The 26,472-nt window shown below is 52.0% G+C and carries 20 protein-coding genes and 1 pseudogene; 11 read left to right on the top strand and 10 right to left on the bottom strand.

Features of this window, described 5'->3' with window-relative positions; translation table 11 throughout:
• The first annotated feature begins 201 nt into the window (after nt 1-201).
• From bioB to ACSTTO_RS13225, 6 genes are all read left to right on the top strand, one after another.
• Entirely contained in the window at nt 202-1,179 is a 978-nt protein-coding gene (bioB, locus tag ACSTTO_RS13250; RefSeq protein ID WP_439273705.1) for a biotin synthase BioB, read from the top strand.
• Nucleotides 1,173-2,288, top strand: coding sequence for an 8-amino-7-oxononanoate synthase (locus ACSTTO_RS13245; protein ID WP_439273704.1), 1,116 nt, complete (start codon nt 1,173-1,175; stop codon nt 2,286-2,288). Before bioB ends, ACSTTO_RS13245 begins: the two co-directional genes overlap by 7 nt.
• A complete protein-coding gene (gene bioD / locus ACSTTO_RS13240) occupies nt 2,281-2,916 on the top strand; it encodes a dethiobiotin synthase (protein ID WP_439273702.1) in 636 nt (211 codons plus the stop codon). Before ACSTTO_RS13245 ends, bioD begins: the two co-directional genes overlap by 8 nt.
• The gene (locus ACSTTO_RS13235; RefSeq protein WP_439273701.1) at nt 2,913-4,187 is read left to right on the top strand and encodes an adenosylmethionine--8-amino-7-oxononanoate transaminase; all 1,275 of its coding nucleotides are present in this window, start codon (nt 2,913-2,915) and stop codon (nt 4,185-4,187) included. The genes bioD and ACSTTO_RS13235 overlap by 4 nt, the downstream gene beginning before the upstream one ends.
• A complete protein-coding gene (locus tag ACSTTO_RS13230) occupies nt 4,184-5,146 on the top strand; it encodes a beta-ketoacyl-ACP synthase III (RefSeq protein ID WP_439273700.1) in 963 nt (320 codons plus the stop codon). The genes ACSTTO_RS13235 and ACSTTO_RS13230 overlap by 4 nt, the downstream gene beginning before the upstream one ends.
• Before the next feature lie 138 nt (nt 5,147-5,284).
• Nucleotides 5,285-6,475 carry a M24 family metallopeptidase gene (locus ACSTTO_RS13225; protein WP_439273698.1) on the top strand — a complete coding sequence of 397 codons (1,191 nt, stop codon included), beginning with the start codon at nt 5,285-5,287 and terminating at the stop codon, nt 6,473-6,475.
• 51 nt (nt 6,476-6,526) lie between these two features.
• On the opposite strand, the gene ACSTTO_RS13220 is transcribed toward ACSTTO_RS13225, so the two are convergent.
• From ACSTTO_RS13220 to ACSTTO_RS13190, 7 genes and pseudogenes are all read right to left on the bottom strand, one after another.
• Nucleotides 6,527-7,525, bottom strand: a complete 999-nt coding sequence (locus tag ACSTTO_RS13220) for a TRAP transporter substrate-binding protein (RefSeq protein WP_439273696.1) — start codon at nt 7,523-7,525, stop codon at nt 6,527-6,529.
• 26 nt (nt 7,526-7,551) lie between these two features.
• The gene (locus tag ACSTTO_RS13215; protein ID WP_439273695.1) at nt 7,552-9,381 is read right to left on the bottom strand and encodes a TRAP transporter large permease; all 1,830 of its coding nucleotides are present in this window, start codon (nt 9,379-9,381) and stop codon (nt 7,552-7,554) included.
• 234 nt (nt 9,382-9,615) lie between these two features.
• A complete protein-coding gene (locus ACSTTO_RS13210) occupies nt 9,616-10,479 on the bottom strand; it encodes a transporter substrate-binding domain-containing protein (RefSeq protein ID WP_439273693.1) in 864 nt (287 codons plus the stop codon).
• Between the two features lie 30 nt (nt 10,480-10,509).
• Complete coding sequence (locus ACSTTO_RS13205; RefSeq protein WP_439273692.1) at nt 10,510-11,304, bottom strand: ABC transporter ATP-binding protein; 795 nt, start codon at nt 11,302-11,304, stop codon at nt 10,510-10,512.
• On the bottom strand, nt 11,301-12,044 hold the full coding sequence (locus ACSTTO_RS13200) for an ABC transporter permease (protein ID WP_439273691.1): 744 nt from the start codon (nt 12,042-12,044) through the stop codon (nt 11,301-11,303). Before ACSTTO_RS13200 ends, ACSTTO_RS13205 begins: the two co-directional genes overlap by 4 nt.
• Nucleotides 12,044-12,763, bottom strand: coding sequence for an ABC transporter permease (locus ACSTTO_RS13195; protein ID WP_439273690.1), 720 nt, complete (start codon nt 12,761-12,763; stop codon nt 12,044-12,046). The genes ACSTTO_RS13200 and ACSTTO_RS13195 overlap by 1 nt, the downstream gene beginning before the upstream one ends.
• Before the next feature lie 194 nt (nt 12,764-12,957).
• Nucleotides 12,958-13,582, bottom strand: a pseudogene (locus ACSTTO_RS13190) (DUF922 domain-containing Zn-dependent protease).
• A 237-nt stretch (nt 13,583-13,819) separates the two neighbouring features.
• Here ACSTTO_RS13190 and ACSTTO_RS13185 point away from each other — a divergent pair.
• The 3 genes from ACSTTO_RS13185 (at nt 13,820) to ACSTTO_RS13175 (ending at nt 20,502) form a co-directional block, all read left to right on the top strand.
• Nucleotides 13,820-15,418: an ABC transporter substrate-binding protein gene (locus ACSTTO_RS13185; protein ID WP_439273689.1), complete on the top strand. Its 1,599-nt coding sequence runs from the start codon at nt 13,820-13,822 to the stop codon at nt 15,416-15,418.
• A 222-nt stretch (nt 15,419-15,640) separates the two neighbouring features.
• Nucleotides 15,641-16,882 carry a peptidase T gene (gene pepT / locus ACSTTO_RS13180; RefSeq protein WP_439273688.1) on the top strand — a complete coding sequence of 414 codons (1,242 nt, stop codon included), beginning with the start codon at nt 15,641-15,643 and terminating at the stop codon, nt 16,880-16,882.
• 20 nt (nt 16,883-16,902) lie between these two features.
• On the top strand, nt 16,903-20,502 hold the full coding sequence (locus tag ACSTTO_RS13175) for a hydantoinase B/oxoprolinase family protein (protein ID WP_439273687.1): 3,600 nt from the start codon (nt 16,903-16,905) through the stop codon (nt 20,500-20,502).
• Between the two features lie 168 nt (nt 20,503-20,670).
• On the opposite strand, the gene ACSTTO_RS13170 is transcribed toward ACSTTO_RS13175, so the two are convergent.
• The gene (locus tag ACSTTO_RS13170) at nt 20,671-21,630 is read right to left on the bottom strand and encodes an NAD(P)H-dependent flavin oxidoreductase (protein ID WP_439273686.1); all 960 of its coding nucleotides are present in this window, start codon (nt 21,628-21,630) and stop codon (nt 20,671-20,673) included.
• A gap of 382 nt (nt 21,631-22,012) precedes the next feature.
• Here ACSTTO_RS13170 and ACSTTO_RS13165 point away from each other — a divergent pair, with 382 nt between their 5' ends.
• Nucleotides 22,013-23,035 (top strand): hypothetical protein, encoded by a 1,023-nt coding sequence (locus ACSTTO_RS13165; protein ID WP_439273685.1) that lies wholly within the window; start codon nt 22,013-22,015, stop codon nt 23,033-23,035.
• 110 nt (nt 23,036-23,145) lie between these two features.
• A complete protein-coding gene (locus ACSTTO_RS13160) occupies nt 23,146-24,114 on the top strand; it encodes a class I SAM-dependent DNA methyltransferase (RefSeq protein WP_439273684.1) in 969 nt (322 codons plus the stop codon).
• A gap of 9 nt (nt 24,115-24,123) precedes the next feature.
• Here ACSTTO_RS13160 and ACSTTO_RS13155 read toward each other — a convergent pair whose 3' ends face one another.
• Together ACSTTO_RS13155 and ACSTTO_RS13150 are read right to left on the bottom strand one after the other, a co-directional pair.
• The gene (locus tag ACSTTO_RS13155) at nt 24,124-24,975 is read right to left on the bottom strand and encodes a TIGR02186 family protein (RefSeq protein WP_439273683.1); all 852 of its coding nucleotides are present in this window, start codon (nt 24,973-24,975) and stop codon (nt 24,124-24,126) included.
• A gap of 1 nt (nt 24,976) precedes the next feature.
• Nucleotides 24,977-25,858, bottom strand: coding sequence for a sulfite exporter TauE/SafE family protein (locus ACSTTO_RS13150; RefSeq protein ID WP_439273828.1), 882 nt, complete (start codon nt 25,856-25,858; stop codon nt 24,977-24,979).
• Nucleotides 25,859-26,472 lie beyond the last annotated feature (614 nt).

Below are 26,472 nucleotides of genomic sequence, written 5' to 3'. Positions count from 1 at the left end.
GAGTGCCGGTAGCCGGCATTGTGAGAAATTTGACGGCACTTTTAAAATTATAGATAATTTATAATATTTAATATAGAATTAGAAAATAAAATAGATATTAATGTCTGGACGGCGCGTATTTTACGTCTTATCCATGCTAAAAATTGCGATTCTTTATAAATTATCTATAATTTGAGGTTGAAACAAATGCCGGAATGTGAAGTGAGAGAGCAAACCAAGATCAATCGCTGGACACCGGAGGAAGCGCGGCGGATTTATGATCAGCCCTTCAATGACTTGCTGTTTCAGGCACATGTTATTCACCGGAAAAATTTTGATCCCAACCGCCTGCAGATGAGCAAATTGCTGAGTATCAAGACCGGCGGTTGTCCGGAGGACTGTTTTTATTGCAGTCAATCAGCACACAATTCCACAGGGTTGAAAGCATCCAAACTCATGGAGGTTGAGCGCGTATTGGCACAGGCGCGTCAGGCAAAAGCAGAAGGCGCCACGCGTTATTGCATGGGGGCTGCCTGGCGCAGCCCTAAAGAGCGCGATATGGATATGGTTGTTGCCATGGTTGAGGGCGTTAAGGCGCTTGGTATGGAAACCTGCATGACACTTGGCATGTTGTCGCTGCCGCAAGCGCAGCGGCTGCGTGCGGCGGGGCTGGATTATTATAATCATAATATTGATACATCAGAGGAATTTTATCCGCAGATTATCACCACCCGCACCTTTGCAGATAGGCTGGATACGCTGGATAATGTGCGCATGGCCGGTATCAATGTTTGTTCCGGCGGTATTTTAGGCATGGGCGAGAGCGAGCAGGATCGCGTTAATATGCTGGTGACGCTGGCCAATCTTGAGCAAGTGCCGCAAAGCGTGCCGATCAATATGCTGATCCCGATTGAGGGCTCCAGACTTGCCGATGCCAAACCGGTGGATTCCATTGCCTTTATCCGTATTATTGCCCTGGCACGGATTATGATGCCAACATCGCATGTGCGTCTCACGGCAGGGCGCAGCAATATGAGCGATGAAATGCAGGCGATGTGTTTTTTCGCCGGTGCCAATTCTATTTTCATCGGTGATGTTTTGCTTACCGCCGCCAATGCCGGCGATGACCGCGATGCCGCTTTGCTCAAACGCTTGGGTCTGCAGGCCGAAACCGCAGATGAGGCTGGCTGCACATGCTGATGCAGCCCTATCATGCACTTTTGCAACGGCTTGCGGGTAAGGGGCGGCTGCGCAAGTTGACTATGGCGCAGGGTGCCGATTTTTCATCCAATGATTATCTGGCGCTGGCAGGGTCAACGCAACTACGGGATGTTGCCCGTGAGGCGCTGGAGCGTGGTGTACCGGTTGGCTCCGGTGGCTCACGTCTTTTGCGTGGCCATCACCCTGAACATGAGGCGCTTGAAGCCGAGGCTGCAGATTTTTTCAGCGCAGAGCAGGTTTTATATTTTGCCAGTGGTTATGATGCCAATCAGGCGGTGTTTGCAACACTGCCGCAGATGGGCGATCTGGTGCTTTATGATGCGCTTGTTCATGCCAGTATCCATGCGGGAATGCAGGCAGGCAAGGCAAGAATACAAAGCGTGCCGCATAATGATATAGCCGCCTTTGAAACAGCTATTCGCAATTTTCGCGCAATAGAAAAGGGCGGCGCTATTTGGCTGGTGGCGGAGAGCCTCTATTCCATGGATGGTGACCGCGCGCCGCTGGCAGAGCTTGGCGCGCTGGCTGACCGCTACGGCTGTTTTCTTTATATTGATGAGGCGCATGCAACCGGCATATTCGGTGCGCACGGGCGGGGCTTGGCTGCCGGTCTGGCCGGACGGGATAATGTGTTGATCCTGCACACTTGCGGCAAGGCGCTTGGTGCTTCCGGTGCGTTGCTTTGCGCCGCTAAACCTTTGATTGATGTGCTGATCAACCGTGCGCGCGGCTTTATTTTTACCACAGCGCCATCCCCCCTGCAGGCGGCCATTGTGCGCGGCAGCCTGAAAATTCTGGCAGCAGAGCCGCAAAGACGGGAGCGATTGCACACACTTATGCGCCATGCAGGGCAATATTTGCCGCAAAGCGGCTCACAGATCATTCCGTTTATTGTGGGCGATAATCAGCGCGCTGTAATGCTGGCTGCGGCCATGCAGGATCATGGTTTTGACATTCGTGCCATTCGTCCGCCAACAGTGCCGCCCGGCACGGCACAGCTGCGTATTTCCATTACACTTCATAGTAATGAGGCGCAGATCAGCCATATGGCTGACCTGCTAAAAGAGAGTGCAAATTCTTATGAATAATCCTGTCTTTATTGTTAGTGGTACCGATACCGGCATTGGCAAAACCATTTTCAGCGCAGCACTTGCCCAGGCTCTGCAGGCCGGTTACTGGAAACCGGTGCAATCGGGTCTGGAGGAAGAGACAGATAGTGCAATTGTGCGCCGTTTGGCACCGGATTGCTCTGTCTTGCCGGAACAATGGCGCCTGCAATTGCCAGCTTCCCCGCATCTTTCAGCAAGCCGTGAAGGTGTGGAGATTGATCCTGAAAAATTAAATATTCCCCGCTGCAGCAAGCCGCTGGTGGTGGAAGGGGCTGGCGGGCTGATGGTGCCGCTGAGCCGCAGGCAAACTTATCTTGATGTCTTTGCCCGCTGGCAATATCCGGTCATTCTTTGTGCCCGCACACAGCTTGGCACAATCAATCATAGCCTGTTATCGCTGCAAGCATTGCGCAGTCGCAATATTCCGGTATTGGGCATGGCCTTTATCGGTCATGCGCATGAGGATAGTGAAGGGATAATCTGTGAACTGGGCAATGTGCGCCGTCTTGGCCGCCTGCCGCTGCTGGATGATCTGAATCCGCAATCACTGGCGCAGGCTTTTGCGGCAAATTTCAACAGGGCTGATTTTACCGGAGTGGTGCAATGACCCGCTATTCTTCACCGGTCTGGCATCCCTTTACCCAGCATATGCTGGAGCCGGTTACAAAAAAAATTATTCACACTGAAGGCGCATATCTTATTGATGAAGACGGACGCAAAATCCTTGACCTTATCTCATCATGGTGGGTCATCACCCATGGTCACCGCTATCCTGCTGTCATGCAGGCCATCCGGCAGGCGACAGAACATTATGATCAGATTATTTTTGCAGATTACAGTCATGAGCCTGCCGAGCAACTGGCGCAGGAATTAATCCATATTGCGCCGCAGGGGCTTGCCCATGTTTTTTATTCTGACAGCGGCTCAACCTCGGTGGAAGTGGGCTTGAAAATGGCGCTTGGCTATTTCCATAACCGCGGTGAAAAGCGCTCAAAAGTTGCGGTTATGGCGGGCAGTTATCACGGCGATACAATCGGCACCATGTCGGCCGGTGAGCGCGGTGTATTTAATGCCGCCTACGGAGCATTGCTTTATGATGTGGCGACAATTCCCTTTCCTGCTGAGGGGCGCGAACAACAAACGCTGGATGTATTTGAACAGCTTTGCCGCCATGGTGACCTGGCGGCCTTGCTCGTTGAACCGCTGGTGCTTGGCGCAGGCGGCATGAAAATTTATCCGGCATATGTGCTGCGGCAGTTAAAATCTATTGCCGAGGCCTATGGTGTTTTACTCATCTGTGATGAGGTGATGACCGGCTGGGGACGCACCGGCACTTTATTTGCCAGTGAGCAGGCCGGGATCACACCGGATATTCTGTGTCTGTCCAAAGGCATTACCGGCGGGGCTCTGCCCCTGGCGGCAACACTTTGTGTGCCGAAGATTTTTGAGGCGCATCTTTCAACCGATCGCAGCCGCACTTTCTATCATTCAAGTTCCTACACGGCAAATCCGATTGCCTGTGCGGCAGGGCTTGCCAATGTGCAGCTCTGGCGTAATGAGCCGGTTTTGCAGCGTGTGCACAATGTGCAGGCCATGCAGAGCCGCGGGCTGGCACGTTTTAAAGATGATCCGCGTTTTGAAAATATCCGCCAATGCGGAACCATCACAGCACTGGATTTCAAAACACAATCGGGCGGCTATCTCTCAGATATTGCCTTGCGGCTGAAGGCGTTTTTTCGTGCGCATAATGTGTTGCTGCGCCCGCTTGGCAATGTGCTTTATCTTATGCCGCCTTATTGCGTAACAGAGCAGGAGTTGCAGCAGGGCTATCAGTTGATAGATGAGGCTGCCACACTGTTGCAATGTGGCAAATTATGAGCGGCTTTTATCCGTCATCTCTTATCGGCTTTGGCCATGCTGTGCCAAAGCGTCAGGTTTTTAATGCAGAAATTGAGGCAGAGCTCGGGCTTGACCATGGCTGGATCGAACGCCGCACCGGCATCCGCAGCCGCTATTGGGTCGGGGAGAAAGATTGTTTAACCGATCTTGCGGCACAGGCCGGGCGCATGGCGCTGGATCATGCGGCAATATCCCCGTCAGAAATAGGGATGGTGATACTGGCAACCTCAACGCCGGATCATTTGTTGCCACCTTCCGCACCTTTGCTGGCGCATAAATTAGGGCTGGCGTGTGCCGGCGCGGTCGATCTTGCCGGAGCCTGTTCCGGTTTTCTCCATGCTCTGGTGCTGGGCGATGGGCTGGTGCGCACACAGGGGCAAATGGTGCTGATTGTTGCGGCCAATATTCTCTCGCGCCGTATAAACCGGCAGGAGCGGGCATCGGCAATTATATTCGGGGATGCGGCGGGCGCGGTTGTGCTGGCGCCATCCGGCCACGGATATTGCCATCTTGTCAGTTCCGCACTCACCAGCGATGGCAGCTATTATGATCTTATCAGCATTCCCGCAGGTGAAACATTGATGACCATGCGTGACGGCCGCACCATGTTTGCACAGGCGGTCAGGATCATGACAGAATGCGGCAGAAAAGTTTTGCATCAAGCCAATATTGCACCGGATGCAATCCGCCATTTTGTGCCGCATCAGGCCAATGCGCGGATTTTTGATGCCGTGGCCTCGCAGCTGCAACTGAACAATGCTGTCACCGCGCGCACCATCACGGATTACGGCAATTCATCGGCAGCCACCATTCCGCTCAGCCTGTCTTTGGGGCGGCATCAATACCACAAGGGGGATCTGGTTTTGTTAACGGCAGCCGGTGCCGGGCTTAATGGCGGGGCGGCTTTGCTGCATTTTAATGGCCAAAACCCGTCATAACCAGAAAGAACAGCGCAAAGCAAATCAGCAAGGTAATTTATTGGGTTGCATCCGTAGTGTTGAGCAAAAAATAATATCTGCTGCCATATAAAACTGATATATGAGATTGCAAATCGGACTTTGCAGGAAGGTAATCCAATGATTGGTGGTTCTGATTATGCAACGGAACTGGCTTTTGTTCGCTCTTGGACGGATATTGCACCGGCAATTACAGTGCGCGAGCGGCTGGCACGCCTTGAAAAAGCCCGCGAACTGATGGTGGCCAGCGGTGCTGATGCATTGATCGTGGGGGCAGGCACCAGCCTTGACTATTTTACCGGTATCGGCTGGAGCATGATTGAGCGTCTGGTGGCGATGGTGCTGCCGCTTGAAGGGGAGCCTTATCTGGTTTGTCCGGCTTTTGAGGCGGGTTCGCTGGAGGCTGTACGAATTATAGATGCGCATCTCCGGCTTTGGGAAGAGCATGAGAGCCCCTCAGCTCTTGTTGCACAAATTCTTAGAGATGAGAATTGCAAGGTTCTGGCCGTTGATCCGGCGCTGCCTTTTGGCATGGCAAGCAAGATCGGCAAAGCTGCCAGCAATGTGCGCCTGATAGATGCCGCAGCCGTGATTGATGGCTGCCGCTGTGTGAAATCACCGGCAGAAATCGCAATTATGAAACAGGCGATGCAGATGACGCTGGAGGTGCAGCGCCGCGCGGCACGTATTCTTCATGTCGGTATCAAAGCCAGCACAGTGCGCAATTTTATCCATGAAACACATAAGGCGATCGGCAGCAATGGCAGCACTTTTTGCGCCGTGCAATTTGGCCGTTCAACTGCTTTTCCCCATGGTTTGCCGCAGGATGATGTGCTGGCTGAAAATGATATCGTGCTGGTCGATACCGGTTGTCTGGTACAGGGCTATAATTCTGATCTGACGCGCACTTATATTTTTGGCACGCCGACTGCACAACAACTGCGTATCTGGAATATTGAGAAAGAGGCGCAGCTTGCTGCCTTTGATGCTGCAAAGGCCGGCATAAGTTGCGGCTCTGTGGATGATGCCGCGCGTGCGGTTTTGGAGCGCCATGGTCTCGGGCCTGATTACCGGTTGCCGGGGCTGCCGCATCGCACCGGTCACGGTATTGGCATGACCATTCACGAGGCGCCTTATCTGGTGCGCGGTAATAAGACTATGCTGCAAGAGGGCATGTGTTGTTCTGTTGAACCGATGATTGTCGTGCCAGAGCAATTCGGCATCCGTCTGGAAGATCATTTCTATATGACGGAACAAGGTGCGGAATGGTTCACCCAACCGTCTTTCAATATGATGGAGCCATTTGCCTGAAATTAGAAAAGCCATTGAAACCGGACAGGGAGTAGCTTTTTATCGCGGCGGTTATAAAGCTTTAATCGCATTGACCCGGTCAATGCCGCCAACAATCGGTGCAAAATCATCCCACACGGTTTTGGCTCCGGCCTGCCATTCATCATGATCTTCCGGCACCAGAACCTGTGCGCCATGTTGTTTGGCTGTGGCAATGGCTGCAGCCTCATCCTCAATAATCAGCTGGTTGAAATAATCTGCCGCTTCCATAGAGGCCTGCTGCAATACCTGTTGCTGTTCTGCATTGAGGCTGTTCCAGAACGGGGCAGAGAAATATACGACGCCTGATGCCCAGATATGCCCTGTTTCTGTAATAAAAGGCACGACCTCATAAAGCCTGAAACCCGCATAGGCCGATTTTGTCAAATCCATCGCATCAACAACGCCGGTTTGCAGCGCATTATAGGTCTCGGTTACAGGAATGCCGACCGGCGTGGTGCCAAGATTGTTCCAGAGTTTGGTATGCAGCGGGCTTTGAATAACGCGGATGTGTTTGCCTTTGATTTGTTCCGGCCTGACCACGGCCTCTTTGCTCAGCAAATGCCGCGCGCCATAATTGATAAAAGCGGTGGCGATAAAATTCTGGGCTTTCAGCTTGTCCTTCAGGTCATTGCCGGTAGCACCCTGTACGGTTTTCAGCACATGGTCTGCATCCTTGAACAGGAATGGCAAATCGAGAATTTGCAGCTCCGGCACCCAGCCGGATAAGGCCGAAACAGTGGAGAGACTGCCTTGCACCGAGCCAAGGCGTATACCTTCAGCCACTTCCTTTTCGCCGCCAAGGGCGCTGTCCTTAACAATATTGAAGCGGAACTGGCCAGGCAATTGCTCTTCCGCAAGATCGCGGATTTTCAGCCAGATTCTGGTTTCCGGCTTATCATCGCCAAATAGCGAGGCAATGGTCACGGTGGTTTTGGCCTGTGCCTTGCGAATGAGTGCCGGCATGGCAAGGGCATTGGCAGCGCCAAGGGCTGCAATATGCAGAAAATGGCGGCGGTCAAATGTGGTCATGGCGGATAGTCCTTACAGAAAACCAGTCAGGCAAAAAGCGCCCATGCGCAAAGAATGACGAGTGAAAACAACAATGCGATGAAATAAGGTATTACAGCCCTGAACAAGGCTGTGGCGGGCAGACGGGTTATGCCGCTTACTACAAAAATCAGCATGCCCGCCGGCGGGGTCAGCCCGCCAAGCATCAGATTGACGACGAGAATGATGCCAAACATTATGGGATCAATTCCGGCGGCAACAGCTATTGGCATAAAAATCGGGCCGAACAGCAAAATCGCCGCGCCAATATCCAGCACAAGGCCGGCAATCAGCAGCACAAGATTGATGATGATCAGGATCATAACGGGATTGGCAGTAAAGCCGGTTATGAGGCCGGAAACTGTGCCGGAAATATCATCCACTGCCAGCAAAAAGGCAAAGGGGCCGGCAGTGCCGATCAGCAGGCCGATGGCAGAAGCCTCCTTGCCGGATTGTTTGAAAATATCGTAAAGCGCGGCGAGGCGAACTTTGCCGGTTATGGCAGTGATCAGCGTGTAGAAAGCGGCAAGAGCCGCGGCTTCCGTTGTGGTGACAATGCCCATGCGGATGCCTGCAACAACGATAATGCCAAGGCCAAAGGCCGGTAATGCGCTGAAAGCGGATTGCAGCTTCTCCCGCCCGCCGGCGCGGGGCCGGGCAATCTGATTATGCACAGTCAGGTGAATGGCAACTGCAAGGCAGATTGCCATAATGGCACCGGCAAAGAACCCGCCGACCAGCAATGCGCCAACCGAGAGATTGGTAGCCGTTGCCAGAATGAGAAAGGCAATGGAAGGCGGGATGACATTATCCAGCACCGATGAGGCCGCGATAATTGCTCCGGCCTGTACCGGAGGATAACCGTGTTTGACCAGTTCCGGCTGAAAGGTTGCCGCGCCAAAAGCGGCATTGGCCACGGAAGAGCCGGAAGTGCCTGAAAATAATACACTTGTAAGTAATGTTGTTTGTGCAAGTCCGCCACGGTGATGCCCTACAAGAGAGGCGGCAAATTGTATGATCTTTTGTGCAAGTCCCGCAGCCGTGAGCAGGTTGCCGGCCAGAAGAAAAAACGGGATGGCCAGAAGCAGGAATTTGGAAAGACCGCTGACTGTGGTTGATACAACGGCCGGTTCCGGCAGGGTGCTGCCAAAGGCGATGGCACAATAAGCGCCGGTGAGAAAAGCATGGGGCAGCGGGGCAGCCGCCAGCAGGCCGATAAATGTTATTATCCCCAAAATCATGCTCGGATGCAGATCAGTGTCGAGATGGATATGGCTGACAGCACTATAAAGGGTGGCCGCGATCAGAAAGGCAATCAGCAGATCGGGTATTTTATTTTCGCTGATGCGTTGCAAGGCGCAAACAATCAGAATGAAAACACCGCCAAGCCCCATAAATCCGAACCGGATCCATTCCGGCAGGCCGAGTGCGGGAGAAATGCCGCCAAGAAGTGTTGCAATCCGCGCGCTGCCAAAACCCAAAACCAGCCCGCTCATCAGGGTAAAAATATCGGCAATAATGGTGGTGATGCGCTGGCCTGCAGGCGTAAGACGCGCTGTTAACAGATCAAGCCGCATGGCCAGTGCCGCATTAATGGCCAGCGGCGCACCAAAGGCTATCAATGCAATATAAAACCAGATGGCCAGTTCTTCAGTGCCGGTAAGCCCGGTATTGAAGCCGTAGCGTAATATAACCGCTATCAGCACAATCAGCAGCAATGCGCCAAGTAAAACCGCACAGAGTGCTGCCAGCATATTTTCAATGCCTGCCAGCAAGGCGCTGGCACGCAATTGAACCGGTGTGGGCGCAATGGCAGAACAGGTTTTTGCTGTGCTCATGATCATATCGCTTGCAGGTTAAAGAAAGTGCGGTCAATCATAACCATATTGATTGCCTTTCCTGCCTCATTTTTCTTGAAATATCAGAAACTTACCTTCTTGTGAAACAAAAGGCAAAGCAGGCATTTCCAAAATAACGGCGCAAGGGTTGTTTTCTTGCCAATCTTTGGCAGGCCGATAAAAATATGGCCGCAGAATATGCGGCCATAAATTAAAATATGCCTGTTCATCAGGTTATGGGGTTACGTCGAAACCAAACCATTTTTCAGACAGTTTTTTGATGGTGCCGTCTGCCTTTGCTGCCTCAATGGCTTCGCTGAACATTTTTTGCAGTTCAGGCTCGTTTTTGCGCAGGCCAACGGCAACGCCACGCCCCAGCACGCCGCCTTTGAAGTAAGGGCCGGTCAGAACCATATCTTCATTACCCGGTTTTTTGGCGGCATCGGCCAGATAGGCCAGTGAGGCAACAACCAGATCAACACGGCCGGATTTGAGATCCAGATCGTGCTGTTCTGTGGTTTTGTATTCACGGATATCAGTGCCGTCCTTGAAATAAGTATTAAGCAGGGTCAGGCCGAGCGAAGCGGTTTGCACGCCAATGGTGCGGCCTTCAATTGATGTGGCAAATTCGCTGAGTGCTTTTTTGGTTTCTTCATCATCTTTTGCAAGATAAAGCGTTTCGCCGCTATGGGGCAATTTGGCAAAAGGGCTGTCTTTCAGCGTGGCAAAAGTCTGTGGTGTCAGCCCATAGGAAACGGAAAAATCAATGGTTTCCTCACGTTTGGCAGTAGCGGTGAGGCCTGCCATAATTGCATCAAACTTGCCGGCATTGAGCGCCGGTATCATGCTGTCAAATGGTGTTGCAACAAGGGTGCATTCCACTTTCATATGATCGCAGAGATATTTGCTGAGCTCAATTTCATAGCCGTCAAGCGTGCCGTCTGCCCTGGTGAAATTATAAGGACGATAAGCACCTTCTGTGGCGATGGTGACCTTTGTCCATTTTTTTTCTTCTGCCTGTGCGGTAAGGCTGGCCGACAGGGCGGCAAGCATCGCGCCAGAGGCGATAAGTGATTTGGTGAGAAGTCTGGTTTTCATAGAAGCACCTTGTTGGAGAAAAATAATAATTCAGGCTGCGTTTTCATGCGCAATGAATTTGCGGAAGCGCTCGGATCTGGAATTGCTGAAGACATCTGCCGGTGCACCGTCTTCCTCAACCTGGCCTTGATGCACAAAAATCACGCGGTTAGAGACATCGCGGGCAAAGCCCATTTCATGGGTCACAACCAGCATGGTGCGCCCTTCTTCAGCAAGGCTGCGCATCACACGCAACACTTCGCCCACCAGCTCCGGATCAAGCGCGGAAGTCGGCTCGTCAAACAGCATAACTTTTGGCTTCATGGCCAATGCACGGGCAATTGCGGCACGTTGCTGTTGCCCGCCGGACAGATGCGCGGGGTAATAATGACGCTTATCGGCAATGCCCACTTTGGCAAGCAGGGCTTCTGCTTCTTCAATCACTTCCGTGCGATTGCGCCGCTGCACATAGATTGGCGCCTCAATCACATTTTCCAGAATGGTCTTGTGTGACCAGAGATTGAAATTCTGGAACACCATGCCAAGTTCTGAACGGATGCGCGAGATCTGTTTTTTATCTGCGGGATAGTTCTCACCTTTGGAATTTTGCGCCATTTTAATGGTCTCGCCGGAAATTGTCACTTTGCCGGCTGTCGGAATTTCCAGAAGATTGATGCAGCGCAGCAATGTGGATTTGCCCGATCCGGATGAGCCGAGAATGGAAATCACTTCACCCTCTCGGGCTTCAAGCGAGATACCCTTGAGCACTTCCACTTGGCCGAAATTTTTACGCAAGCCCTCGACTTTCAAAGCCACCGGCGCGGAAGGAGAGATTAATTGACTCACGATGATTTTCCCCCTGTAGGAGCTTTAACGCCGGCAAGTGCTATATCGGCAGGAACGGGCTGGCGCAGATAAGGCGTCAGGCGATATTCAGCCAGAAGAAGAAGCCGCGTCAGCACAAAATTGATGATCAGGTAAATGGCGCCGGCAACAATAAAAATTTCAATCGCACGGTAGCTTTCGGCAATCAGCTTGGCGGCAATCCCTGTTACTTCCATCAGCGTGATGATTGAGGCAAGCGATGTGGCCTTGACCATGGAGATCATCTCATTGCCATAGGCCGGCAAAGCCTGACGTATGGCAAGCGGCATGATAATGCGGCGAAAACAGGTAAAACGCGACATGCCGCAGGCTTTGGCTGCTTCAACCTGCCCGTGGGGCACAGAAAGCAGGCCGCCACGGATAATCTCTCCGGCATAGGCGGCTGTATTCATGGTCAGCGCAATAATGGCGCACCAGTAAGCTTCACGCAGAACCGGCCACAGAAAAGAATAACGGATGACAGGAAACTGGCTCAGACCGTAATAAATGATGAAAATCTGCACCAGAAGCGGCGTGCCGCGAAAGATAAAAATATAAATACGGGCAATCCAGTCCAGCACAGCAATGCCGGACAGGCGCATCATGGCAATCAGCAGCGCAAGGCAGGCCCCAAGCGCAATGGCGCTGGATGCAAGTTTCAGCGTCAGCGGAATGCCTGCCGCCATAGCCATGAAAGATTGTATGAAAAAGTCAAAACTCATCAGGCTCTCCTTACGCCGCGGGAGAAGTAACGCTCTGCCATTTGCAACAGGCTGCCTGAGACAGAGGAAATCAAAAGATAAAGCGCACCGGCAATCAGGAAGAAATTGAATGGCAGGCCGGTGGAGCCTGCGCCGATCTGTGCTTGCCGCAGCAGTTCCACCACACCGGTAACGGAGACCAGCGCGGATTCTTTCAGGCTTACCTGCCAGACATTACCAAGACCGGGCAGGGCATGGCGCAGCGATAAAGGCGCAATAATGCGGCGGAATTTGAGCCAGCGCCCCATGCCGCAAGCGGTAGCGGCTTCAATCTCGCCTTTGGCAACAGCCTTGAAGGCGCCGCGAAAAACCTCTGTGTGATGGGCGCCACAAGAAATGGCAATGGCCAGCACGCCGGCAAGAAAACCCGGAAAACCGAGAAAACCTTCTGAGCCGAAGAATTTTCCAATGGCAGTGATGGCAGCACTGCCGCCGAAATAAAACAGGTAGATGATCAGAAGATCAGGAATACCGCGAATAATGGTGGTATAGCCATCGGCAATTGCGCGGATTATACGCCCGCCGGAGATTTTTGCCCAGGCACCGAAAACTCCGATAACCGCGCCAAGCAAAAAGCCGGAGACAGCAAGGGTAACACTCATCATTGCACCGATAAGCAGTACCTTTCCCCAGCCATCCGGACCAAAGCTGAGAATTTCAAAAAAGCTGAGCTGCTTCATAATGCTTCCGGCTGGCTGTTTATGATGAATGCAGAGATCATTGTATAACCCTGAGGTAAGGCGTTTTAAGGCGCATTGTGTTATGCTGGCAGATTTGCCCGCGCATTTGTATTAAAATATTTTCAAGTGCTGATAAAATTCTCCGGCGCATCATTCAAGTGTTGTTTTGGTTCATAATGCGCGGTTTCTGCATTTCAGTGTCCGTTGACCAGCCCCAGAATAAGTTGATGAATATTGCCGCCTTCTGCCATATCAGCGCGGTCAAAGTCACGGCCTTTCTGACGTTGCTCCTGAAACAGTGCTGATAAAACCTTGTTCAGTTCGGTTTTGAACTTCCGGCATCGGGGGTCATTGGCAACAGACATACCTGTGGTTGCCATCTCGATCTTGCGTACCATCTCCTTGATATATTCACCATGCACATGCTCATGCTGTTCAATACCGGCAATAAAAACTGCCCATAATTTTGCGGTCTCGGGGGGGCAGCTTTTGTGCAGGTTTCGGCAAAGTATAGGTGATTGTCAGTTTGGGGGTGGCTGAAACCAATGTGCAATTACCGTCGTCGGTTTTATAGCGTCGTGCCCATGTCAGCGTGAAATTGGTGTGCGCAATCGTGCGGATATTTTTGCCGTTGCTTTTGTTGATCCGCGGCCCGTTTTGCCCGATGGAGTGATAAAGCTGTGCACCTGTGCGGCCGGAAATGGCATAGGTCTGTGTTTTTTCAATGGGCTGCCAGTTTGTTCCTGCGGCATGGGCGCTTGTAACATATGCCAAAAACAGAAGCGCCGGCACGCCGGATAATCCGTAAAAATATTTCATGTCGGCGGCCTTTGGAATTTTTCTCTCATGTTAAATTTTAAATATTTTGAATAAAAGTAAATTTGTAAAAAATAATCAATGGCGTTGGCGCCGGAAACATACAACTATTATAGTTATGGAATCACGCTGCCTGCACAAGGCGCAGATGGGGGAATGGATATCGGATTGGTCAGCTGCATAATGCATTTTGCCTGCGATATCATTCAGAACTCGGAAAACGGGATCGGAAAACGGATAATGAATATATATAAAAAACTGCTTTCAGCATCGGCGGCAATGATTGCGGTCAGTGCTGCGGCCTTGATGCCGGCGGCAGCCAAAACGCTGATTTACTGCTCTGAAGCAGCACCAGACGGCTTTGATGCCGCCATGACAACGTCAGGCGCGACTTATGATGCCTCTGCACGTAATATTTCCAACGGTTTGATCAAGATCAGGCGCGGTTCAACCGAATTGGAGCCCGGGCTGGCAGAAAGCTGGGAAATCTCGGAAGACGGCAAGGAATATACATTTAAGCTGCGCAAGGGTGTGAAATTCCACACCACGAGCTATTTTACCCCAACACGGGAATTTAATGCCGATGATGTGATTTTTACCTTTGACCGTCAGGGCAATAAGGATAATCCGTTTTACGGTAAGGGTACATGGCCGCAATATGGCGCTTATTCTTTTCCCGCGCTGATCAAGGAAATTAAGAAAATCGATGATCATACGGTGAAATTCATTCTCACCCGCCCTGAAGCGACCATGATCGCAACCCTGTCGCTGACATTTGCGGTGATTCAATCCAAGGAATATGCCGATAAGCTGCTTGCAGAAGGCAATATTGATCAGTTCAACCAGATGCCAATCGGCACAGGCCCTTATCAATTTGTCGGTTATCAGACAAACAGCGCAATCCGCTATCAGGCCAATCCGGATTATTGGGGCGGCAAGCAGAAAATTGATAATCTTATTTTTGCGATCACACCGGATGCATCAGTGCGCTATCAGAAGCTGAAAGCCGGAGAATGCCATATTATCGCCTATCCTAATCCTGCAGATCTTGCGGAGATGAAGGAGGATAAGTCGATCAATATCCTGTCCAAGGAAGCGATGAATATCGCATTCCTGGCCTATAATACGACAAAAGCCCCGTTCGATGATGTGCGGGTGCGCAAAGCCCTTAATATGGCGATTAATAAACAGGCAATCATTGATGCGGTGTTTGAAACCACAGGCATTGTTGCGGTTAATCCGCTGCCGCCGGGTGTGTGGGGATATAATAAGGATATCAAGGATGATCCTTATGATGCGGAACAGTCACGCAAACTGCTTGAAGAAGCCGGGGTAAAAGACCTGTCCATGCAATTATGGGCTATGCCGGTGCAGCGCCCTTATATGCCCAATGCCCGCCGCGCGGCTGAATTGATGCAGGCGGATCTGGCAAAGGTTGGCGTCAAGGCTGAAATTGTGACCTATGACTGGAGCGAATATCTGAAACGGTCGCTTGAAAAGGACCGTGACGGGGCGGTGATGCTGGGCTGGACCGGCGGTATTGCCGATCCTGATAATTTCCTTGCGGCGCTGCTGGGCTGCGAGGCCGTTGGCAGCAGTAACCGCGCCAATTGGTGCAATGCTGATTTTGAAAAACTTATTCAGGCAGCCAAGCTCACCACCGATCAGGCCGAGCGCGCCAAGCTTTATGAGCAGGCACAGGTGATTTTCAAGGAGCAGGCACCATGGCTCACAATTGCCCATCAGATTGTGGAGCAGCCGCTGAGCGCCAAGGTTAAGGATTTCCGGGTGGATCCTTTTGGCGGTTTCCTGTTTGAGGATGTGGATATTGAGGAATAAGCCCGTCTTTTGAAAGGTATAGCCTGAAAATATTGCACAAAACGGCGCTGTTGCAGGCGCCGTTTTTACAGAGCATTTCCGTTAAAATCGCGATGCGGTTTTATGTCCGGATAATGCAAAAAACAAAGCATGCGGATGGCTGCGGCGATTTTTATTTGAACACTGGCTGTGCCAAAAAAAAACCGCAGAGAGCCCCCGCCGGAGTGAATTGAGAAAAGTCCGATGGATATTGTTGAACGCTTCCTGAATTATACGCGGATTAATACAACCGCTGTGCCGGATGCAGGCCGCCTGCCGTCCAGCGACGGGCAGACTGTGCTTGCCAATCTTCTGGCACAGGAGCTGCGCGATCTGGGCTTGTCGGTTGAGATGCGGGCTCATTCCATTGTGGTTGGCACCCTGCAATCTAATATCAAAGATGCATCGCGCAAGGTGCCCACTATTGCCTGGGTTGCCCATATGGATACCAGCAGCGAATATAATACCGACACCCATGCGCAGGTTGTTGCGTATAATGGCGGCGATATTGTGCTGAACAAGGAGCGCGATATTGTGATGCGGCTGGAAGAATTTCCGGAATTGCAAAATTATCAGGGCGACCGGATCATCGTCACGGACGGCACCAGCCTGTTAGGCGCGGATAATAAATCAGCAATTGCCGAGATCATGCATGCCATGCAGGTCTTGCGCGATAATCCGCAGATTGAGCACGGCACGGTAAAAGTGGTGTTTGTGCCGGATGAGGAAATTGGCCTTCTGGGTGCCAAGGCGCTGGATGTGCCAAGCCTTGAGGCAGATTTTGCCTATACGCTTGATTGCTGTGCCGTGGGCGAAATTGTTTATGAAAACTGGAATGCCGGTGAGTTTCACATCACTTTCCGCGGGCAGACAGCTCACCCGATGTCAGCCAAGGGCAAGTTGCGCAATGCTATACTTTATGCGCAGCAATTTATTGCTATGTTGCCCGCCGGCGAGCGGCCGGAATATACTGAGAACCGTGAAGGCTATTATTGGGTCAAGGGCATTCAGGGTAGCGTTGCCGAGGCAAAAATCGTGGTGGATATCCGGGATTTCATCAAAGCCGGCTACGAGGCGCGGCATCAGTTTTTGCAAAAGCTGGCAGCAAGTTTCAACCAGCTCTATGGCGAACAGACCGTGAGTGTGGACTATCGCCCGATGTATCGCAATGCGGCAGAAAGCCTGCAAGGCAACCGTTACCCTGTGGAACTGGCACTGGAGGCAATGAAAGCCATTGGCGTTGAGCCAAATGCCATTCCTATGCGCGGGGGCTATGACGGCGCGGTTCTTTCAGAAAAAGGCCTGCCATGCCCGAACCTGTTTTGCGGGGCGCATAATTTCCACTCTATTTATGAGTTTTTACCGGTTCGCTCCCTGCAGAAAGCCTCAGAAATGGTGGTTGAAATTCTGCAGCGGGCAGCTTCAAGATCTGAAGAACACAGATAATAAACGGTACGGGGCAGGGCATGTGGGATTTCTGGATTGATCGCGGCGGCACATTTACCGATATTATCGGCCGTGATGAACAAGGCATTTTACATAGTTGTAAAGTTCTGTCAGAAAATCCCGCAGCCTATCCCGATGCTGCGGTGCATGGTATCCGCCAGCTTTTGGGGCTTGCAGCCGGTGCGCCGGTGCCGGCCGGCAAAATTGCTGAAGTGCGCATGGGCACCACTGTTGCCACCAATGCGCTGCTTGAGCGCAAGGGCGAAAAACTGGCACTGATCACCACCAGAGGTTTTCGTGATGCGCTGCGTATCGGCTATCAGGAGCGCAAGAATATTTTTGCCACTGAAATTATTAAGCCGGATGCGCTTTATGACTGTGTGGTGGAGATTGATGAGCGCGTGCTGGCTGATGGCAGTATAGAGGTTCCGCTTGATATTGCACAGGCGCAGGCATCCTTGCGCGCCCTGAAAATGCAGGGCTATGATGCTGTCGCTATTGTTTTTATGCATGCGTATAAATTTCCGGGTCATGAGGCCGCTGTTGCCGCAATTGCCCGTGAGATCGGTATCAGTCAGGTCTCTGTCAGCCATGAGGTTTCACCACTCATCAAGCTGGTGGGGCGCGGCGATACAACCGTGGTTGATGCCTATTTGTCGCCGGTTCTGCGCCGCTATGTGGCACAGGTTGCGCGTGAGCTGGATGTGGAGCGCACCGGCACAAGGCTGATGTTTATGATGTCTTCCGGCGGGCTTACTGCCGCAGATATGTTTCAGGGCAAGGATGCCATTCTTTCCGGGCCTGCGGGCGGGGTTGTCGGGCTGGCGCGCACCGGTGAGACGGCCGGTTTTGGTCAGGTCATCGGCTTTGATATGGGCGGAACCTCCACGGATGTGGCGCATTTTGACGGCGAATATGAGCGCGCTTTTGAGACGGAAGTTGCCGGTGTGCGTGTGCGTGCGCCAATGATGCTGATTCACACGGTTGCGGCAGGCGGCGGCTCTGTTTTGCATTATGATGCCGGTCGTTTCCGTGTCGGGCCGGATTCTGCCGGAGCCTTTCCGGGACCGGCCTGTTACCGCAATGGCGGGCCGCTGGCTGTGACCGACGCCAATGTTATGCTTGGCAAATTGCTGCCGGAATATTTTCCGCCGATTTTCGGCGCGGCGCAAAATGAACCGCTGGATGTGGCGCGTGTGCGTGCATTGTTCACCGCGCTTGCCGCACAGATCGGCGATGGCCGCACAGCAGAAAATGTAGCGGATGGTTTTATTCGTATTGCTGTTGCCAATATGGTGGAAGCGATTAAGAAAATTTCCGTACAGCGCGGCTATGATGTTAGCCGCTATGCGCTGAATTGCTTTGGCGGCGCGGGCGGGCAGCATGCCTGCCTTGTGGCCGATGCGCTGGGGATAAAACATATTCTGCTGCACCCGATGTCCGGTCTTTTATCGGCCTATGGCATGGGGCTTGCGGATATTCGCGCCACACGTCAGAAAACCGCCGGCATTGCGCTGGATGATGCGGCGCCGGCTTTATTGCACGCTTATGGTGATGAACTGAGCACCGAATGTGTGGCCGAACTGGTGGCGCAAGGCGCACAGGCGCAGGCTGTGCATTGCATATTGCGCGCCCATATTCGCTATGCGGGCACGGATACGCTGCTGCCGGTGGAGGTAAGTTATCCGGCTCCGGATCATGCGGCGCGTTTGCGCGCGGCTTTTGAGGCGGCACATAAGCGCCGTTTTGGCTTTGTTGCAGATAATAAAGCACTGGTGGTTGAGGCCGTGGAGGTGGAGGCCGTGGGTGGCGGAGCGGCCGGACATGAGCGCGCAGCCACATCGGAGCAAAGTGGTGAGGCACAAGCCACGCGCCGGACACGGTTTTATTCCCAAGGGGCATTTCATGATGCGGGTATTGTCCTGCGTGAGGATTTGCAACCCGGTCAGACTGTGACGGGGCCTGCAATTATTATCGAAAAAAACCAGACTATTATTGTTGAAGATGGCTGGCAGGCGCGTCTTACCAGACATGATCATGTGGTGCTCACCCGCATCAAAGCCCTGCCGGAGCGCATGGCGATCGGCACGCAGGCCGATCCTGTGATGCTGGAGATTTTTAACAATCTTTTCATGTCGATTGCTGAACAGATGGGCGTGACATTGCAGAACACGGCCTATTCGGTCAATATCAAGGAGCGGCTGGATTTCTCCTGTGCCGTTTTTGATGCGCAAGGCAATCTGGTGGCCAATGCTCCGCATATGCCGGTGCATCTTGGTTCTATGGATGCATCTGTTGCAACGGCGATCCGTGAAAATCCGGTGATCCGGCCTGGCGATGTTTTTCTCATCAATGCGCCTTATAATGGTGGCACGCACTTGCCCGATTTGACGGTTTGCACACCGGTTTTTGATGATGGCGGGGCGGAAATCCGCTTTTGGGTTGCCAGCCGCGGGCACCATGCGGATATTGGCGGTATTGCACCTGGTTCCATGTCGCCGCTGGCGGTGAATATTGAGCAGGAAGGTGTCTATATTGATAATTTTAAACTGGTCGATCAGGGGCGGTTCTGCGAGGAGGAGCTTGGCAGGCTTCTCACCGGTGCCAGATATCCGGTGCGCAACCTCACCCAGAATGTCAATGACCTGAAAGCGCAGATTGCCGCCAATGAAAAAGGCGTGGCAGAATTGCGCAAAATGATTGCCCATTTCGGCGAGGATGTTGTCAGGGCCTATATGGGGCATGTGCAGGATAATGCTGCCGAGAGTGTGCGCCGTGTACTGGATCAGCTGCCTGACGGCCGGTTTACCTATGAGATAGATCAGGGCTGCAAAATTGAGGTGAAATTGACAATCGACCGCAAAAAGCGTGAAGCTGTGGTTGATTTTACCGGCACATCCGCACAGCGGGAAGATAATTTCAATGCGCCCGAGCCGGTAACCCGCGCTGCTGTGCTATATGTTTTTCGTGTATTGGTGCAGGGTGATATTCCGATGAATGCGGGCTGTCTGCGCCCGATTAAAATCATTGTTCCGCAAGGTTCCATGCTGTCGCCGCGTTTTCCTGCGGCTGTTGTGGCTGGCAATGTGGAGGTCAGTCAGGCGGTGACCAATTGCCTGTTTGGTGCAACAGGAGCCATGGCGGCTGCACAGGGCACGATGAATAATCTGACCTTCGGCAATGATCATTATCAATATTATGAAACCATATGCTCGGGCGCACCGGCAGGCCCGGGCTTTAATGGTGCTGATGCGGTTCACACCCATATGACCAATTCGCGCCTTACCGATCCGGAAATTCTGGAGACCCGTTTTCCGGTCATGCTGGAGGATTTTCATATTCGTGAAAATTCCGGCGGGCGCGGCAAATGGTGTGCGGGTAATGGCACCAAACGCACCATTCGTGCGCTGACAGAGCTGGATTTTGCCATTCTTTCCGGCCATCGCCGGGTGCGTCCTTTCGGGCTTGAGGGGGGCGGGGATGGTGAGACCGGACGCAATGAGGTGCGCCGCAAGGATGGCACGGTTGAGGTGTTGAAAGGCTGTGATCAGGTGGTGTTGCAGGCCGGAGAGGCCTTTACGGTGATAACACCGACAGGCGGCGGCTTTGGTGCGCCATAATTATCTGCTGCCATGTTTTGCTTATGTGAGATGACAGGGCAGGGCGCAGCCGGGCAAAATTGTGCGGAGCGGTTGATTGGCAACCGCTCCGTTACAGATATGAACTGCCGTTGTCATTACAGGGCTTTTGCATGCCAGTAAGATGGCAAATGCGTGCCTGAAGCGGTTTTACCCGCAGAGTGCGGCTTTGGCTTGCTTATATTCTTTAGCCCATTTGGCAATAAGCTTTTCTGCCGGCAAAATTTCCTTAACCGCATTGATACCCTGGCCGCATCCCCAGATATCTTTCCAGGCTTTTGCGCCGCTGCTTGCCTTGGCAAAATCCATTTTGCTCGGGTCGGCTTCCGGCAGATTATCGGGATCCATGCCGGCAGCCTCGATTGACGGGCGCAGATAATTGCCGTGAATACCGGTGAAATAATTGGAATAGACAATATCCTTGGCGCTGGATTGGGTGATCATTTCCTTATAGCCATCAACAGCATTGGCCTGGGTGGTGGCAATAAATGGCGAGCCGATATAGGCAAGATCTGCTCCCATAGCCTGCGCCGCAAGAATGGCAGAGCCGCTGGAAATGGCGCCGGATAAGGCAAGCGGCCCTGCAAACCATTCACGGATTTCTGCTATCAGCGCAAAGGGCGACAGGGTTCCGGCATGGCCGCCGGCACCGGCTGCAACGGCAATCAGCCCGTCTGCGCCTTTGCGGATTGCGGAATTGGCATGGCGGTTATTGATCACATCATGCAGCACAATGCCACCATAGGAATGAATGGCAGCATTAACCTCCGGCACGGCGCCGAGGGAAGAAATAACCACCGGCACCTTATATTTTACACAAAGTGCCAGATCCTGCTCAAGCCGCTGATTGGAGCGGTGAACAATCTGATTTACAGCGAAAGGCGCTGCAGGCAGATCAGGATGCGCTGCATTATAATCCCGTAATCCTTCCGTAATTTCTGCCAGCCATTCATCAAGTTGTGCTGTGGTGCGGGCATTGAGTGCCGGAAATGCGCCGATAATACCGCTTTTACATTGCGCCATAACCAGCGCCGGATTGGCAATAATGAAGAGAGGCGCACCAATTGCCGGTAAGCGCAGATGCTGTTTGAGAATGTCGGGAAGAGCCATTGATACAAATCCAAAATTTTGACGTAAACGTAAAAGTCATATTGTTGGAAGCTATGTCCGCTTGTCAAAGGAAAAATGGAAAACCGGCATTGAAATGCTTGCGGCTTGTATGTGTTTTACTAAAAAATTTTGTGAGAAAATATTTTCTATGCTGCTTTTATGCCCTGAAAAGGCTTGGATTTTTTGCAATAAATAATCTGAAAATAACGTAATCGGATGGATTTTTTGTAAAAAATCTATGTGGAACAATATGTTAAAGCTGTTTATAATCTTTTTTCTCACCTGAACGGTTGGGATTTTATAAAGCTTAAAAATCAGTTAATGCGTATATCCGTTAAATTTTCTGCATAAAGCAGAACCGGAAGCCTGGAAAGGATAGTTTTTGCAAGGGATCGAAAGTGCAATACGCAACGCTTTGGCCAAGGCGGATTCGACTGATCCGGCAATGCGCCAGCGGATTTACGAATCTGTCTGGAGTGCGCATGAGCGCGCTATGGCCGCGAATGCGAGGCTTTCCGATCAGCAGCGCACCGAGCGCCGCGACGGTTTGAAAAATGTTATTTCCCGCGTTGAGCAGGAGATGCGGGCGCTTGGCCTGCGCCCTGCCGCGGCAGAAAGTCAGGCCGCACCGCAATATGACGGCGGGCTGGGCATGCCTGATCTTGATCGTGAGGATATCCGTCCCCGAAACAACCAGAAGAAGAATAACCATAAGAAAATGTCACGCCGCCGCGCGCAATCGCACGAGCCTGACCTTGGTTATGAGCCGGATATACAGCCTGCGCCACGAAAAAAGCGCAAAAATTCCCGTTTCCTGTCACTGGTTTTGCCGCTGGGTCTGCTGCTGACAGCGGGTTTTATCGGCTGGTCATTTTATAACAGTTTTGTACCTGTAAGGTCAGGTCCTTTGTCCCGTCCTGCCATCAGTTCCGGGCCTGCCTTGCAGGGTAATGAGGCAGATCGTAAGGACTGGCAGACTTTATTCACCGCCGCTCAGGCGGATCGCATTTCCGTGCAGGGCAGGGCAACGGTAGAAATTGGCGGCTCCGGTAATGCCCGTTATGCGCGTATCAAATCACCAGGTACTGCGGATACGGTCAGTTTTGATATCGGCAAAGGCGTTTTGGATCAGCTTCGCGGTAAACAGGCAACTTTTGAGGTGATCCTGCGCAGTGATGACGGCGGCACCGTGCAGATGTCGGTCAGCTGTGATTTTGGCGCATTGGGCAATTGCGGGCGCAAGCGTTATGATGTGACAGACCAGCAAAGCAGCCTGTTATTTGATATGACAATGCCGGAAACAAAACCAGCCAAAGGCAGCGGGCGCATCATTTTTATCAGCGATATGAGCGGTGCGGGCAAGAGTGTTGATATTTACGCAATCCGGGTAAAAACCACGCCCTGACATAGCCCTTCCTGTGGCAGATTTGTGTAAGTCACAGACATGATAAAAAAACGCTTGTCAAAAGCCGCGTATCACTGCATACCGCCTGCCGCAACATTATGCGGAAAACAATGGCGCGAGCATTTTTATCTTCCGGCGATCTTATAGCGGATCGCCGTGCTCATTATGCGGTCATGATGTCTGAGGCGGGCGACTATGCCGCCGCAGCCGATTTGATGCGTCAGGCGCTTGATTATGCAAATTCCGGCTGCGGGCAATGGCCTGCGGGCATGTTTTTACTCAGCGAAATGTATGAAAAAGCCGGGCAGACCGATGAGGCGGTTGCCTTGTGGCGGCAATTGCTCAAGCTTGATCCGCAAGATCGTTTTGGCGCGGGGCTGAAACTGGCTCAATCGGGTTTGGGCAAAACGCCTGATGCCGCGCCGCCTGCATATATTGAGGCGCTTTTTGATGCTTATGCACCGGATTTTGAACATGCCCTGGTGGAAAAGCTGCATTATTGCGCGCCGCAAAAACTGGCACAACTGATCCGTAAACATTATCCGGAGCGGATTTTTCAGCATATTCTTGATCTTGGTTGCGGTACCGGCTTGATGGGCGGTGAGATATATCGCAGCGCTGATCTTTTAAGCGGCGCCGATCTTTCTGAGGCTATGCTCAAAAAGGCAGAAGAAAAGCAGATTTATGCGCGTTTGATCAAGGCAGATGTCAATCAGTGCCGGTCATCGGATCTTGTTGATGATAATCTGCCCCGGCCTGATATGATTTTGGCTGCGGATGTGTTTATTTATATCGGCCAGCTGGAGCGGGCATTTGCCCTTGCGGCAGAATGTTTGCGCAAGGGAGGGCTATTTGCCTTCTCGGTGGAAACACATGACAGGCCTGATAGCGAAGGTACGGCCGGTTCATGTGAGGATATGATTTTACAGCCTTCACTGCGTTTTACCCATTCTGCCCGTTATATTGAAAATCTTTTACAACAATGTGGTTTTGCCCTGTTAGAACGCCAATTATTTCCGATACGGCTTGATCGGGGGGAATATCTTCCGGCTTATGTTTTTCTGGCGCAAAAATCCTGAAATATTTTATCAGTCATTGCGGAATAAAAGCTGACCGAGCCAGCCGGTGAGACCGGCGAGAAAGACAGCAAACAAACCATAAGCAAGGCTATATTGGTGGGCGGCTTCATAAATCCGTTGTTCAAAGCCGGCCTTGACGATATTAAGATGTGTATTGGCCTCACCAATAAAAACACCATGCCGGAACAAGAGGGCACGTGCCTTGTGGCGGCCGACAGGCACATTGGCTGAAAGCGATAAAGTGGCGCGGAACAAGGTTTGTGATACAAATTCCACCGCGCCGACCTTTTGCGTATAAAGCCCCTGATGTGATTTAATCTCACGCAATTCCTGGCCAAAGCGGGCGGCATTTGGATAATTCAGGGTGCCATATTCCGGATTAAGCGCGAAATAATTAACACCAAGCGATAATTGCCGGTAAGTGCGCTCATCGGTAATATCCTGCAAGGGTCTGGTGGATGCCAGCGAATAGGACAGCGGTACGGAAAGAAAAGTTTCAGAATCCGCATTAACCCAGATGCCGAGATAACGGGATTTTTCACGTACCACAAGATTGCGCTGCGGCCCTTCCAGCACCACAATAATATCATAGCGCCCCTGCCTGCGGATCAGCGGATCAGCATTGTCCAATGCGCCAAAAATTGTAAGATTTGTGCCGCTGAAATTGGAAGCAATGGCGATTGTCTCGGTGGAAAGGCCAATCTCGATCGTTTCCGGCAAGGGCAGCGGTTCCTGTATATTCTTGATATTTGCCAGTTCATATCCGCGCTCCTTGCGCGGGGCGGCAATGCCGGCCTGTGCTGACAGGGCAAAAACCACTATGCCCAGAAGGATGATGGTTTTGTTGAGAGAATGCCGCATCTTATTCATCCGCAAAACCGATGGAGAATACATTATCCGGCTGGATAAACAGGCTGAAAGCCAGCCGCAATGCAACGGCCAGCACCAGCAAAGCCAGCAACATGCGCAATTGCTCACCGCGCAATTTGCGTCCGGCGCGCGCGCCATATTGCGCGCCGATCACGCCGCCGATCATCAGGAGAAATGCCAGCACAATATCAACCGTATGGTTATTGGTTGCCTGCATCACGGTGGTAAAAGCAGTTACGAAAGTGATCTGAAACAGGGATGTTCCGACAACCACATTGGTAGGCACGCGCAAGAGATAAATCAGTGCGGGCACCATGATAAAGCCGCCGCCAACCCCCATAACCGAGGACAGAAGACCAATTGCAAAACCGATTGCAAGCACGGGAATGACGGAAACATAAATCATGGAAGCGCGGAAACGCGCTTTAAACGGCATGCGGTGGATCCAGTTATGTTGCCCCGGGCGGCGGGCATCAGGCGCCTTGCCCTGTTTGCTCTGGCGCAGGGTGTGCCAGCTTTCAACCGCCATCAATCCGCCGACAGAACCAAGCAAAATGACATAAAGCAGCGAAATGATCAGATCGAGCTGCCCCAGATTGCGCAGGAGCGAAAACAGATGAATACCGGCCAGAGAGCCGAGCAAGCCGCCAATAACCAGCAATATGCCAAGCTTGAAATCCAGCGTGCGGCGTTTGAAATGGGAAAGCGCGCCGGAGACAGAAGAGGCAATAACCTGATTGGCGCCGGTTGCAACAGCAATAGCAGGCGGAATATTGTAAAAGATCAGAAGCGGGGTGATGAGAAACCCGCCGCCAACACCAAACAGGCCGGATAAAAACCCGACAGCAGCCCCCATGCCGAGAAGAACCAGCATATTGACTGAAATTTCAGCGATTGGCAGATAAATACCCACGACCGACTACCGTTTATTTGTTGCTGCGGTGGTTATCTCTATAAGCCTTTTGCGGCTTGCGGGGATTGCACCTGCAGGTCTTTCCGAATGCTGTATAAAAGCCTGTCGGCTCTGTGATTATATCGGGTGCCTATCGGCAGACTTTGCAGCTTTTCGATGGCAGTCGCGATGATTATCGGTGAACTGACAGAATTATGAAGACTTGAATACTGATATAGCGTTCAGGTCTTGAAACAGGGAATGCTCAGGCTTTTGCGCTCCAATGGCGGCAACGCATCTATCTTTGCAAAAAACTGTTAATTTTCTGCGCCTTTGCTTGCGCCAAGTCAAACCTTCACTGTGCATAAGATGATGCGAAATAAGTGCAGGCAAAGTAGAGGAGGAAATGTAATGGCACAGTGTTGCATGAAGGACGCAATCTGAACGGTATTTTGCGTAAAATAAAAGCCGCTTACCGGTGTAAAGCCATGTTAAAATTGAATCACAGCCATGGCACAGCCGGCTGGATAATCAGGGCAAAACAAAAGACGGGGCATAAGAGTGAATGCCCCGTCTTGTTAAATTGCTTAGGTTTA

The sequence above is a fragment of the Pseudochrobactrum albidum genome, assembly GCF_051851455.1.
Lineage (GTDB): Bacteria > Pseudomonadota > Alphaproteobacteria > Rhizobiales > Rhizobiaceae > Pseudochrobactrum.
Note: the sequence above shows the minus strand (reverse complement) of the source record. Positions and strands in the feature narration are given on the sequence as shown.